The sequence below is a fragment of the Marivivens marinus genome (genome assembly GCF_035969385.1).
Lineage (GTDB): Bacteria > Pseudomonadota > Alphaproteobacteria > Rhodobacterales > Rhodobacteraceae > SELP01.
Genome location: NZ_JAYKKJ010000002.1, coordinates 361920 through 374628 on the forward strand (window position 1 = coordinate 361920; position 12709 = coordinate 374628).

The following is a 12709-nucleotide window of genomic DNA, read 5'->3' on the forward strand; positions in this document are numbered from 1 at the left end:
ATTCGGCCAGACCATCCCGGTCTGACGCCGGGATTGCAAGAGGGGGGCTTAGATCCGTTCGATTGCCAGCGCGATACCCTGTCCGCCGCCGATACACATGGTGATCAGGGCACGGTGGCCGCCGGTTCGTTCCAGTGCATGTAGGGCCTTTACCGTCAGGATCGCGCCGGTGGCCCCGACCGGATGGCCAAGGGCGATGGCGCCGCCGTCGGGATTTACCTTGGCCGGATCAAGACCAAGCTCGCGGTTCACGGCGATGGCCTGCGCGGCAAAGGCCTCGTTCGATTCGATCCAGTCGAAATCGGCGGGGGACAGGCCCGTACGGTCGCACAGGTTGCGCACGGCGGGGATCGGGCCGATGCCCATCACCTCGGGCCGGACCCCGGCATGGGCATAACCGATGATGCGGGCGCGGGGGGTCAGCCCCGCCTGTTCCGCCGCCTCGGCGCGGGCAAGGACAAGGGCAGCCGCGCCGTCGTTGATGCCGCTGGCATTGCCCGCCGTGACGGTTCCGTCCTTTTCGAAGGCGGGGCGCAGGGCGGCAAGTCCTTCGGCGCTGGTCGCCTTGGGATGTTCGTCGGTGTCGAAATCGACCATCTCGCGTTTGACCCGGACCGGCACCGGCGCGATCTCGGCGGCGAAGTGACCGGCGGCGATGGCGGCTGCGGCGCGAGTCTGGCTTTGCAAGGCAAAGGCGTCCTGCGCGGCACGGTCGATCCCGTGTTCACGGGCAACATTTTCTGCGGTGATGCCCATATGCCCGGTGCCGAAGGGGCAATTCAGCGCCCCCAGCATCATGTCGAGCGTCCGGACATCGCCCATCTTCGCGCCCCAGCGCTGATCCGGGATGATGAAGGGCGACCGGCTCATGCATTCGGCACCACCGGCTAGGGCAAACTGGGCATCGCCCAGCATCAGCGACTGGGCGGCCGAAATGATGGCCTGCACCCCGGATCCGCACAGCCGGTTGACGTTCATCGCCGGGGTGCTTTCGGGCACACCCGCGTTCATGGCGGCGACCCGGGACAGATACATGTCTTTGGGTTCAGTATTGATGATATGGCCAAAGACCGAATGGCCGATCTGCGCTCCGTCGACCCCGGCCCGGTCAAGCGCTGCCTTCGAGACGACGGTGGCCAGATCGATGGGCGCGGTGCCCGCAAGGCTGCCGCCGAAGGTTCCGATTGCGGTGCGCGCGCCGGACAGGATCACGATGTCGGTCATTGGGCTCTCCATCTTGTTCGGCGCCACCCTAGCCAAGTTCAGGGTTGGGAAAAGAAGGACGTTCCGTCACAGGCAGCGTTGACTTGTGCCCCGCTGCGGGCAATGTCGGGGCATGTCCGAAGATCATGTCACCGATGTCCTGTCCCGTCTGCCGGGCCGCCTGAAGGAAGCCCGCCAGAGGCAGGGCCTGTCGCTGGATGCGGTGGCAAAACTGTCGGGCGTAAGCAAATCCATGGTCAGCCAGATTGAACGGGGGGAATCGTCGCCCACCGTCGCGACGCTCTGGAACCTGACCCGCGCGCTTCAGGTCGATTTTGCGGGCTTGCTGGACGATGGCGCCCCCCCGCCGGGGATCGAGGTGGTGACCGCCGCCCAGGCCCCGAAGATCGCGGGCCACGGCAAGGGGTGCCGGATCACCATCCTGTCCGCGCCGGAACAGGTGGGCGTGCACGAGGTGTATGACCTGCGCCTTGATGCGGGCGGGAACCTGCACAGCGACCCGCACGGAACCGGCGCCCGCGAACATCTGACGGTGCTGGAGGGGCGGGTGACGGTTCGGTCGGGCGACAACGTGCAAGACCTGAATTCCGGCGACACCGCCCGATATGCGGCGGACGTTCCCCATGCTATCATCGCGCTCGACGGCCCTGCGCGCGCCTTCCTGATCGTCGAGACGCCATAACGGATGAAATCCGTTATCTTGTATCTTTTATATTGACCGGCGATCCAAAATAACGGACAAGACTCGCGCAGCCACCAAAGGAAGCGCAGCGATGTCCGACTCTTTTCTTGCCCGTATCCGCGAAACGCTGACCGCGATCGAGGCGGACGGCCTGATGAAGGTTGAACGCGAGATCACCTCGCCCCAGTCGACCCATATCACCGTCGCGGGCGGGGATCGGATCAACCTGTGCGCCAACAATTACCTTGGGTTGGCCAATCACCCGGCGCTGGTCGCAGCGGCAAAGGCGGCGATGGACGATCACGGCTATGGTATGGCCTCGGTCCGGTTCATCTGTGGCACGCAAGACCTGCATCGACAGCTGGAACATCGGCTGGCCCGGTTCTTGGGGACCGAGGATTCGATCCTTTTCGCGGCATGTTTCGACGCCAACGGCGCCTTGTTCGAGCCCCTTTTAGGGCCGGAGGACGCGGTGATTTCCGACGCGCTGAACCACGCCTCGATCATCGACGGTATCCGGCTGTGCAAGGCAAAGCGCTATCGCTACGCCAACTCCGACATGGACGACCTTGAGGCGCTGTTGAAGCAGGCCCGTGCCGATGGGGCGCGGCACGTGATGATCGCCACCGACGGGGTATTCAGTATGGATGGCTACCTTGCCAAACTGCCGGAAATCCGGGCGCTGGCGGACCAATACGACGCGCTTCTGATGGTCGATGACTGCCACGCGACCGGTTTCATGGGGCCGAAAGGGGCGGGGACGCCCGCGCATTTTGGTGTCCGGTCTGACCTTTTGACCGGCACGCTGGGTAAGGCGCTTGGCGGCGCGCTGGGCGGCTATATCGCCGGGCCGCAGCCGGTTATCGACCTGTTGCGGCAACGTGCCCGGCCCTACCTGTTTTCCAACGCCTTGCCGCCTTCGGTCGTCGCGGCCGGGCTTGCAGCGCTGGACCTTGTCGAACATGGGGACGAACTGCGGGCAAAACTGTTCAACAACGCAGGCTACTGGCGCAAGGGGCTGGAACGCGCGGGGTTCGAACTGCTGCCCGGCGAGCACCCGATCATTCCGGTCATGCTTTATGACGCACGCAAGGCGCAGGCGATGGCGGCGCGACTGTTCGACCTTGGGGTCTATGTGTCGGGGTTCTTCTTTCCCGTGGTGCCCAAAGGCAAGGCCCGTATCCGGACTCAGATGAACGCGGCGCTAACCCATGCCGACCTTGATACCGCTCTTGCCGCCTTTGAACAGGCTGGCTGCGAAACCGGAGTGCTGTCATGAGCAACCAGATGAAGGCCCTTGAAAAATCCAAGCCTGAACCGGGCCTGTGGATGGTCAACGCCCCGGTGCCGGAAATCGGGCCGGATGATGTGCTGATCAAGGTCAACAAGACCGGCATTTGCGGCACCGACATCCACATCTGGAATTGGGACGACTGGGCCGCGCGGACCGTGCCTGTGCCGCTGATCACCGGCCATGAATTCGCGGGCGAGATCGTCGAGATCGGCCGCAATGTCGAAGGGCTGGAAATCGGGCAGCGCTGTTCCGGCGAGGGCCATCTGATCGGTAAGAAAAGCCGGCAGGCACGCGCGGGCAAGTTCCACCTTGATCCGGCGACGCGCGGGATTGGGGTGAATGAACAGGGGGCCTTTGCCCAATACCTGCGCCTGCCCGCTTTCAACGTGGTGCCCCTTCCGGACGCGATCGACGATGAAATCGGCGCGATCCTTGATCCGCTGGGCAATGCGGTCCACACGGCGCTGTCCTTTGATCTCGTGGGCGAGGACGTCCTGATCACCGGGGCCGGGCCCATCGGGATCATGGCCGCCGCCGTCGCCCGCCACGTCGGCGCGCGCCATGTGGTGATCACTGACGTCAATCAGGATCGGCTGGACCTTGCCGCGCGGGTCGCGGATGTGGTGCCGGTCAACGTGGCGAAACAGGATTTGCGCGACGTCGAAGGCGCGCTGCGGATGACCGAAGGCTTTGATGTCGGGCTGGAAATGTCGGGCAACCAGCAGGCGCTGGACCAGATGGTGGAAAACCTTGTCATGGGCGGGCGGATCGCCCTTCTGGGCATCCCGCCGGGCAAATCGCCGGTCGACTGGTCCCGCATCGTGTTCAAGGCGATCACGATCAAGGGCGTCTATGGCCGCGAGATTTTCGAGACCTGGTACAAGATGATCGCCATGCTGGAAAACGGGCTGAAGGTGCGGGAGGTGATCACCCACCGGTTCAAGGCCGATGATTTCCGGACCGGGTTCGAAACGATGAAAGGCGGTGCCTCGGGCAAGGTGGTGCTGGACTGGACCTGACCGGTCAAAGTCCAGTCGCCCCGTCCCAAATCAGTTTCAGCGACAGGATCAGCAGCGCCCAGGTTACGATCTCGAAGAACAGCTTTTCGGGCAGAATGCGCACCAGCCAGACACCGATCCAGACGGACGCCGCCGCCGGGGCCATCAGCAGGGCCGCGATCTTGAGGTTTTCAAGGTTCAACTGCCCGAGGAAGTAATAGGGCACCAGTTTGATCGCGTTCACATAGGAAAAGGCGATGACCGAAGTGCCGACAAAAGCCGCCTTGGACAGTTTCAAAGGCAGGACCCAGACCTGATAGGGTGGCCCGCCCGAATGGCTGACGAAACTGGTGAACCCGGTAATGGTCCCCCAGAACATGCCGCTGCCCCAACGCGGCTTGCGGGCAGGAGTGTCGGGCTTTTCCCGAAGGATCAGGTTCAGGGCGAAGATCGCGCCGATCAGGCCGACAACCAGCGTCACCACAGGTTCCGGCACGATATGTGCCAGTGCCCAGCCGATCCCGACGCCTACGGTCATGCCACAGATCATGATGGTCAGGACAGTTCGGTCAAAGTCCCGCCGATAGGCGATCAGCCCGAACATGTCCGACACCACGTAGACGGGCAACAACATGCCCGCCGCGGCGACGGGCGACATGACCAGCGCCAGTGCCGGAACGGCCAGCATGGCAATCACGGGCAATCCGCCCTTTCCCATGCCGACAAAGACCGAAGCCGCAATCGCGAGCGGCCAGAAATAGATGCTGTCCAAAGAAGGCTCTCCTCTGGTGCGACGTTTAGCGCAAACAAGGCATAATGCCAGCCCGGTTTCCCATGCCGCAGCGCAGCGGGCTTGCGCGAGCGGTCGCAAACGACTACCAGAAAGCCGATTTCAACCCGATCCAAGGACGGAACTTTCCATGGCCAGACCCAAGATCGCGCTTATCGGCGCCGGACAGATCGGCGGCACGCTCGCCCACCTCGCCGCAATCAAGGAACTTGGCGACGTCGTTCTTTTCGACATCGCCGAAGGCATTCCCCAGGGCAAGGCGCTCGACCTCGCCGAATCCGGACCTGCGGAGGGCTTTGACGGCTCTTTCAAGGGCACCAACGATTATGCCGACATTGCGGGCGCCGACGTCTGCATCGTCACCGCCGGTGTTCCGCGCAAGCCGGGGATGAGCCGTGACGACCTTCTGGGCATCAACCTGAAGGTTATGAAGTCCGTCGGCGAAGGCATCAAGGCGCACGCCCCGAACGCATTCGTCATCTGCATCACCAACCCGCTGGACGCGATGGTCTGGGCGCTGCGCGAATTTTCGGGCCTGCCCCACAACAAGGTCGTCGGCATGGCCGGCGTTCTGGACAGCGCGCGCTTCCGCCACTTCCTGAGCCTTGAATTCGGTGTGTCCATGCGCGACGTCACCGCATTCGTGCTGGGCGGCCACGGCGACACGATGGTGCCGCTGGCCCGCTACTCGACCGTTGCCGGTATCCCGCTGCCCGACCTGGTGTCGATGGGCTGGACCACGCAGGACAAGCTGGACGCCATCGTTCAGCGGACCCGTGACGGCGGCGCTGAAATCGTTGGCCTGCTGAAGACCGGGTCGGCCTTCTATGCCCCCGCGACCAGCGCGATTGAAATGGCCGAAGCCTACCTTCGGGACCAGAAGCGCGTTCTGCCCTGCGCCGCCTATGTGGACGGTGCCTATGGACTGAAAGGTCTTTATGTGGGCGTCCCGACCGTGATCGGCGCGGGCGGCATCGAAAAGGTCATCGACATCAAGCTCGACAAGGACGAACAGGCGATGTTCGACAAGTCGGTCGATGCGGTCAAAGGGTTGGTCGCTGCCTGCAAAGGGATCGACAGCACCCTCGCTTGATTGCCTGACAGCAAGAACTGAATTGGCCCCGCGTCCGGACAGGCGCGGGGCCTTTTTCATTCAAAACGACAGGATCTTGTCCGCCACCGCCAGTCCAAGCGTCCGATGGGCCGCGGCATCGAAATGCACCCCGTCCACCGGGCTGATCGCGATATGATCGCCCGCATTCATGAACTCAGCCCCATAGTCGCGGGCAAGCCGGGCATAAAGCGCTGGCAGGGCCTGCGATTTCGCTGCGCCCATGTGGAATTCGCGCCCGAAGGTGCCGACTTCTTCGACAGGCGGCGGGGCGATGACCAGCACCCGGAATCCGCCATGACGGGCCTGAAGATCGGGTCGGTTCGCAATCACCAAAAGCCGGGCAAGGCCTGCTGCGATCTGTTCGGCGGTCAGCCCATAGACGAACTGGCAGTCATTCGTGCCCAGCATGATGGTCAGCCAGTCAATCGGCCCGTGGCTGCGCAGTGCCATCGGCAGGGCCAGACCGCCGTTCATCAGCGGCCCGGTTTCGGGGTCGTCGAACACCGTCGTTCTGCCTCCCAATCCTTCCTCGACCAGCTCCCAACCAGCTCCCAGCGATTGCGCCATGACACGAGGCCACCGCTCTGTCGGGCCAAGCCGCAGGATGACATCGGCCGAGGGCATCGGCGGCGTCCCGTGGGTGTTGCTGTCGCCAAAGGTCAGGATGGTGGGCATGGGGTCGCCTCTCGTTGGGTTTCCACGGACGCTACGCCGCAGCCCGCCGACCTGTAAACAGGGATTGCCCCCTTCAACTTCGGCTTGCGCGGACGCATATAGGGGGCAACACGCAATGAAGGAGCCACAGGATGCTCGAACTAAACGGCGCGGCCGGAAACGCCCCGGCGCAAGGCGAACTGATTATCGACGGGTCTGACCAGACCTTCATGCAGGACGTTGTCGAGGCGTCCCAACAGGTGCCGGTGATCGTGGACTTTTGGGCCACATGGTGCGGCCCGTGCAAGACGCTTGGCCCGGCACTGGAAAGCGCGGTGACCAAGGCGGGTGGCAAGGTCCGGCTGGTGAAGATCGACGTGGACCGCAACCAGATGGTCGCGGGGCAGATGCGGGTGCAATCCATCCCGACGGTCTATGCTTTCTGGCAGGGTCAGCCGGTCGATGGGTTTCAGGGCGCGCTGCCGCCCAGCGAGGTCGAGGCATTTGTGAAGAAATTGGCCGACCTTGCCGGTGGCGAAGAAGATGAAAGCCTGGCCGAGGCGGTCGCTGCAGCCGAAACCATGCTGGAGGAAGGTGACGCCGAAGGGGCCGCCGAAACCTTTGCCGCGATCCTGCAGGAAGAGCCGGAAAACGCAGCCGCCTATGGCGGGCTTGTCCGCGCGACGCTTGCACTTGGACAGGTTGATGAGTCCGAGGCGATCCTGAATGGCGCCCCCGCCGAAATCGCCGACAAACCGGAACTGGAAGCCGCGCGCGCCCAGATCGCACTGGCGCGGCAGGCCGCCGATGCCGGACCCGTCACAGAATTGCAGGCAGCGGTCGAGGCCAGCCCGGACGATCTTCAGGCCCGGTTCGATCTTGCGACCGCCCTGCACGGAGCGGGCAAGACCGAACAGGCCGTCGCAGAGCTGTTGGAGCTGTTCCGGCGCGATCGGGAATGGAATGACGGGGCCGCAAAGGCGCAACTGTTCCAGATCTTCGACGCGCTGAAACCGACCGATCCGATCGTTCTGAACGGGCGGCGCAAACTGTCGTCGATGATATTTGCCTGATGCGGGCCGCGTGCTAGGTCTGGGCCATGATCCAGACTGCTGATCTGCCCGACATCATTCCGATCTTTCCTTTGCCGGGTGCGTTGCTGCTGCCGCGCGCCCGGCTGCCCCTGCATATCTTCGAGCCGCGTTATCTGGCGATGCTGGATGACACGCTGAAGACCTCGCACCGGCTAATCGGGATGATCCAGCCAATGGAAGGGCGGTCGGGGCAATTACACAAGATCGGCTGCGCCGGACGGCTGACCGCCTTTTCCGAAACCGAAGACGGCCGCTACATGATCACCCTGTCGGGCATATCACGGTTTCGGGTGACGGAAGAGGTGGAGGGATTCACCCCTTACCGCCGCGCCAAGGTCAGTTGGGACGGGTTCGAACGGGACCGTGGCCCGGTTGAAAAGGACCGCGGGTTTGACCGCGCCGAGTTTGTACGCCTGTTGGGTCGCTACTTCGAGGAACAGGGCCTGTCGACGGATTGGGACGCCATGCGCGAGGCGGAGGATGAGCTCCTGATCAATTCCCTGTCCATGCTCTGCCCGTTCGAGGTCGAGGACAAACAGGCCCTTCTTGAAGCCCCCTCGCTGGTCACCCGCCGCGAAACCCTTGTGACATTGATTGAATTCGCCCTTGCGGGCGGTGGAGACGAAACCATCCAATGACCGACCATGCCCCGTTTGACCGCAAGATGCTCGAGGCGCTGATCTGCCCGCAGACCCAAGGCGGGCTGCGCTATGATGCCGAGGCGCAAGAGCTGATTTCCGACAAGGCGAAGCTGGCCTACCCGATCCGCAACGGCATTCCGGTGATGCTGGTCGACGAGGCGCGGGTGATCGACTAGCCGCTAGACCGGTGGGTTGAAACCCACCATACATCCTGTCGAATCGCCGTAAGGTGGGTTTCAACCCACCCTTCCCAAGGCCAACTAACGCATTAGCCTTGGCAGATCGCCGGTCAGCCCTGCGGCCTCGCGGACGAACCCACGCCGCAGGCCGGGCAGGGCGTTGACGATCCCCATCCCAATATCCCGGATTGCCCGAAGTGCCGGATTGTCATTCGAAAACAGCCGGTTGAAGGCATCTGTCGACAAAGCGAGCGTGGCGGTGTCGAACCGCCGCCATTGCTGGTAGCGGGCCAGCACGATGGGGCTTCCGATGTCCTCGCCCCGGCTGCGAGCCTCTGACAGGACCTCGGCCAGCGCGCCAATGTCCCGCAGGCCTGCGTTCAGCCCCTGCCCGGCAATCGGGTGCATCCCGTGGGCCGCATCGCCGACAAGCGCCAGACGATCAGCAATAAAACTGTTCGCAAGGGTCAGGTTCAGCGGGTAGGTGAACCGCGCGCCCTCCAGCCGGATATCGCCAAGGAAGGAGCCGAAGGCGGGCTTCAGGACCTCAAGGAATTCTGCGTCGGACATGGCGGCGCATTTAGCGGCGCGCTGTTCGGTTTCACTCCAGACGATGGATGACCGGTTGCCCGTCAGGGGAAGAATGGCCAGCGGGCCGTTGGGCATGAAAAACTGATGTGCGATCCCGTCGTGGGGTTTGTCATGGGCCACGGCGCAGACAATCGCCGTTTGCCCATATCCCCAACCGGTGCGGCGGATACCGGCCCGTTCCGCGGTGCCCGACCGGCGGCCATCGCAGCCGATCAAGAGCGACGCGCCCAGCATCCGGCCCGAGGCGAGGGTGACTGTCACGCCAGCGGCATCCACAGTCTGCGCGGTGACGGTTTCCCCGGCATATTGGGTGATCCCGGGCGTGTCGGCCATGGCGTCAAGGAAGGCGCGGCGCAGGTGCCGGTCTTCGACCATGAAGCCCATCGGGCCTTCCTCGATCTCGGCATGGTCGAAATGCATCATCCATGGGCTGGGGCCTTCACCCGCGCGCCCGTCGGTGACCTTGATCTCCAGCATCGGTTGGGCATGGTCCGCGACCCGCGCCCAGACCCCGATTGCGGACAACAGCCGCTTGGAGGCCAGCGCCAGCGCATAGGCCCGCCCGTCAAACCCAGGATCCTTGCGGGTGTCGATGGGCAGCGCGTCGATCACGCCGACCCGGAACCCGGATTGGGCCAGCGCAAGGGCAAGCGCCGGGCCGTTCAGCCCGCCACCGACGATAAGGATGTCCTGATCCTGTGCCATGCCCTGACATATGCCGCCCCGCGCGGGATTGTCCATGTGTCCCGTCGCCGCTACCGTCTGTTGAAACCGAAACGGGGGGCGACCATGCGGGATTGGCTTTGGGCATCGGCGGCGGATCTTGGGCGCGGGATTGGCGCTGGGCAGATCGACCCGGTGGACCTGTGCGAAACCTATCTTGCCGAGATTGATGCCCATCCCCTGCGGGACCGGATCTATGCCCGCGTCACCCATGACCGCGCCCGGGTCGAGGCCAAGGCCGCGTCGAACCGCGCCAAGACCGGGCACCGGCTGTCCCCGCTGGATGGGGTGCCGATCAGCTGGAAAGACCTGTTCGATACCGCCGGCACCGCGACAGAGGCCGGGACCAGGTTGATGGAGGGGCGCATTCCCGACCGGGATGCAGAGGTTCTGCTCAATGCGACTGCCGCCGGGCTGGTCTGTCTTGGTAAGACCCACTTGTCGGAAATCGCCTTTTCCGGCCTCGGCTATAACCCGATGACCGCGACCCCGCCCTGCGTGAACGACCCGGATTCGGTTCCCGGTGGCTCATCGTCCGGGGCCGCGGCCTCTGTCGCCTTTGGATTGGCGGCGGCGGCGATCGGGTCCGACACCGGCGGGTCGGTGCGGGTGCCATCGGCGTGGAATGATCTGGTCGGGCTGAAAACGACCCATGGGCGGCTGTCGATTGAGGGCGTCGTGCCCCTGTGCGAAACCTTCGACACCGTGGGGCCCTTGTGCCGCTCGGTCGAGGACGCGAGCCTTCTGCTGGCGGTGCTTGAAGGCGGGCAAGCCGCGGACCTGAAAGGCGCCTCGCTGGACGGTGCCCGTTTGATGATTCTTGATACAGTCGCGATGGAAGGGCTGCGCGATGCCCCGCGCGCAGCGTTTCAAAGCGCGGTGGAACGGCTGCAAAACGCCGGGGCAGAGGTAGTTCATTGCGCGGTGCCAGAGTTGCCCCGTGCCTATGAGCTTGCCGGGATGCTTTATGCCGCCGACGCCTGGGCCGCGTGGCGCGACCTGATCGAACCGAACCCGGACAAGATGTTCCGCCAGATTTATGACCGGATCCTGCCCGGCGGAGACTACACGGCCTCTGACTACATCGCAGGTTGGCGCGAATTGAACACGATCCGGGCGGACTACCTTGCCGCCACGGCGGGATATGACGCGGTGATCATGCCGACGGTGCCCAGCCTGCCGCCCAATCTGGCCCGGCTGGAAACGGACGCGGATTACTATGTGACAGAGAACCTGCTGGCCCTGCGAAACACCCGCGTCGGCAACCTGATGGGGCTTTGTGGCCTGACCATTCCCACCGGCGTGCCGTCCTGCGGCATCCTGTTCAACAGCGCGCCGGGGCAGGAGGAAGCGCTGCTGCGGTTGGGGATCGCCGCCGAGGCGGCTCTGTCCTAGCGCCGCCACCAGCACAAAAAAGCAACAATCCGGGGCCGCAACCCCCGCGATTCGTTCCGTTTTTCTGGACAGCGCCGCGCCACGCGGGGTAAGGTCATGCCAAAGCAGGGCGACAATGATCCTGCAAACCTGAGGCAGTTATGGATTTTCCCGAGCGGTTTTCGAACCTTCCGGAATACGCGTTTCCGCGCCTGCGGACGCTTCTTGATCACCTTGAACCGGGTGGCGAACCGATTGTCATGACAATCGGCGAACCGCGGCATCCGATGCCGCCGTTCGTTGCTGATGTGCTTGCGGCCAATATCGGTGGTTTTGCCAAATACCCGCCGAACGATGGATCGCCCGAACTGCTGTCGGCCATCGCGGGGTGGATTTCGTTGCGCTACGGCGTGTCGGTGACGCCGGATCAGATCATGGCGCTGAATGGCACGCGCGAGGGGTTGATGAACGCGGCCATCGCCCTGTGCCCGGAACAGAAGAACGGCCAACGGCCGGTGATCCTGACGCCGAACCCGTTCTATCAGGTCTATGCGGTTGCCGCCCTGACCTGTGGGGCAGAGCCGGTCTATGTCGCCGCTGACGATGCCACCGGCCATTTGCCCGACTACACCGCCCTTCCCGGGGATGTTCTGGACCGAACCGCCATCGCCTATGTCTGTTCGCCCGCCAACCCGCAGGGGGCGGTGGCGACGGAAGACTACTGGCGCGACCTGATTGCCTTGGCGGAAAAGCACGATTTCCGCATCTTCGCCGATGAATGCTATTCCGAGATTTACCGCGATACGCCGCCGGTCGGCGCGTTGGAAGTCTCGTCGCGGATGGGCGCGGACCCCGAACGCGTGGTGATCTTTCATTCGCTGTCGAAGCGGTCGAACCTGCCGGGGCTGCGGTCGGGGTTCTGTGCGGGGGGCGTGAAGTCCATCGTGCGCATCCGGCAATTGCGGGCCTATGCGGGTGCGCCGCTGCCGCTGCCCCTGCAGCGGGTGGCGGAAAAGGTCTGGGCGGACGAGGTCCACGTGATCGAGAACCGAACGCTTTATCAGCAGAAATACCGCATGGCCGACCGCATCTTTGGAAATGTGCCCGGCTACATGGCCCCGCAAGCGGGGTTCTTCCTGTGGCTGCCCGTCGAGGACGGAGAAGCCGCGACGGCGAAACTTTGGACTGAAACCGGCGTGCGGGTCCTGCCCGGCGCCTACCTGAGCCGCGAGGTCGGGGGGCATAACCCCGGCAGGGGGTTCATCCGGGTCGCGATGGTGGCCGGGCAAGAAGAAATGCAGCGCGGGCTGACGGCGATCCGCGACTGCCTCTACGGTGATTGAGGACGACA

At 64.0% G+C, this 12709-nt stretch carries 13 protein-coding genes; 9 read left to right on the forward strand and 4 right to left on the reverse strand.

The annotated features are described in order from the left end of the window. Positions 1–48: 48 nt before the first annotated feature. Positions 49–1224, reverse strand: coding sequence for an acetyl-CoA C-acyltransferase family protein (locus U3648_RS04395; protein WP_420858024.1), 1176 nt, complete (start codon positions 1222–1224; stop codon positions 49–51). A 112-nt stretch (positions 1225–1336) separates the two neighbouring features. On the opposite strand from U3648_RS04395, the gene U3648_RS04400 reads away from it, so the two are divergent. The 3 genes from U3648_RS04400 to tdh all read left to right on the forward strand — a co-directional run bounded on the left by U3648_RS04400 (position 1337) and on the right by tdh (position 4219). Next, the gene (locus U3648_RS04400; RefSeq protein WP_129681839.1) at positions 1337–1906 is read left to right on the forward strand and encodes a helix-turn-helix domain-containing protein; all 570 of its coding nucleotides are present in this window, start codon (positions 1337–1339) and stop codon (positions 1904–1906) included. A 91-nt stretch (positions 1907–1997) separates the two neighbouring features. After that, on the forward strand, positions 1998–3185 hold the full coding sequence (locus U3648_RS04405) for a glycine C-acetyltransferase (protein WP_420858025.1): 1188 nt from the start codon (positions 1998–2000) through the stop codon (positions 3183–3185). Next, a complete protein-coding gene (tdh, locus tag U3648_RS04410; RefSeq protein WP_420858026.1) occupies positions 3182–4219 on the forward strand; it encodes an L-threonine 3-dehydrogenase in 1038 nt (345 codons plus the stop codon). The genes U3648_RS04405 and tdh overlap by 4 nt, the downstream gene beginning before the upstream one ends. 4 nt (positions 4220–4223) lie before the next feature. Here the strand turns inward: tdh and U3648_RS04415 are convergent, their stop codons facing one another. Further along, on the reverse strand, positions 4224–4970 hold the full coding sequence (locus U3648_RS04415) for a sulfite exporter TauE/SafE family protein (protein ID WP_420858027.1): 747 nt from the start codon (positions 4968–4970) through the stop codon (positions 4224–4226). Positions 4971–5118: 148 nt separating this feature from the next. Between U3648_RS04415 and mdh the strand changes: the two genes are divergently transcribed. Beyond that, positions 5119–6081 carry a malate dehydrogenase gene (gene mdh / locus U3648_RS04420; protein ID WP_420858028.1) on the forward strand — a complete coding sequence of 321 codons (963 nt, stop codon included), beginning with the start codon at positions 5119–5121 and terminating at the stop codon, positions 6079–6081. 60 nt (positions 6082–6141) lie between these two features. On the opposite strand, the gene U3648_RS04425 is transcribed toward mdh, so the two are convergent. Next, positions 6142–6777 carry an SGNH/GDSL hydrolase family protein gene (locus U3648_RS04425; RefSeq protein ID WP_420858029.1) on the reverse strand — a complete coding sequence of 212 codons (636 nt, stop codon included), beginning with the start codon at positions 6775–6777 and terminating at the stop codon, positions 6142–6144. A gap of 131 nt (positions 6778–6908) precedes the next feature. Between U3648_RS04425 and U3648_RS04430 the strand changes: the two genes are divergently transcribed. From U3648_RS04430 to U3648_RS04440, 3 genes are read left to right on the forward strand one after another with little or no spacing between them, the layout of a single operon-like run. Continuing rightward, on the forward strand, positions 6909–7829 hold the full coding sequence (locus U3648_RS04430; RefSeq protein WP_420858030.1) for a tetratricopeptide repeat protein: 921 nt from the start codon (positions 6909–6911) through the stop codon (positions 7827–7829). A gap of 26 nt (positions 7830–7855) precedes the next feature. Beyond that, positions 7856–8488, forward strand: a complete 633-nt coding sequence (locus U3648_RS04435; RefSeq protein WP_420858031.1) for an LON peptidase substrate-binding domain-containing protein — start codon at positions 7856–7858, stop codon at positions 8486–8488. Further along, positions 8485–8667: a Trm112 family protein gene (locus tag U3648_RS04440; protein ID WP_129681823.1), complete on the forward strand. Its 183-nt coding sequence runs from the start codon at positions 8485–8487 to the stop codon at positions 8665–8667. The genes U3648_RS04435 and U3648_RS04440 overlap by 4 nt, the downstream gene beginning before the upstream one ends. A gap of 84 nt (positions 8668–8751) precedes the next feature. Here the strand turns inward: U3648_RS04440 and U3648_RS04445 are convergent, their stop codons facing one another. Further along, positions 8752–10002 carry a UbiH/UbiF/VisC/COQ6 family ubiquinone biosynthesis hydroxylase gene (locus U3648_RS04445; RefSeq protein ID WP_420858032.1) on the reverse strand — a complete coding sequence of 417 codons (1251 nt, stop codon included), beginning with the start codon at positions 10000–10002 and terminating at the stop codon, positions 8752–8754. Between the two features lie 48 nt (positions 10003–10050). Here U3648_RS04445 and U3648_RS04450 point away from each other — a divergent pair, with 48 nt between their 5' ends. Beyond that, the gene (locus tag U3648_RS04450; RefSeq protein WP_420858033.1) at positions 10051–11379 is read left to right on the forward strand and encodes an amidase; all 1329 of its coding nucleotides are present in this window, start codon (positions 10051–10053) and stop codon (positions 11377–11379) included. Positions 11380–11519: 140 nt separating this feature from the next. Continuing rightward, on the forward strand, positions 11520–12701 hold the full coding sequence (locus U3648_RS04455) for an aminotransferase class I/II-fold pyridoxal phosphate-dependent enzyme (protein ID WP_420858034.1): 1182 nt from the start codon (positions 11520–11522) through the stop codon (positions 12699–12701). Positions 12702–12709 lie beyond the last annotated feature (8 nt).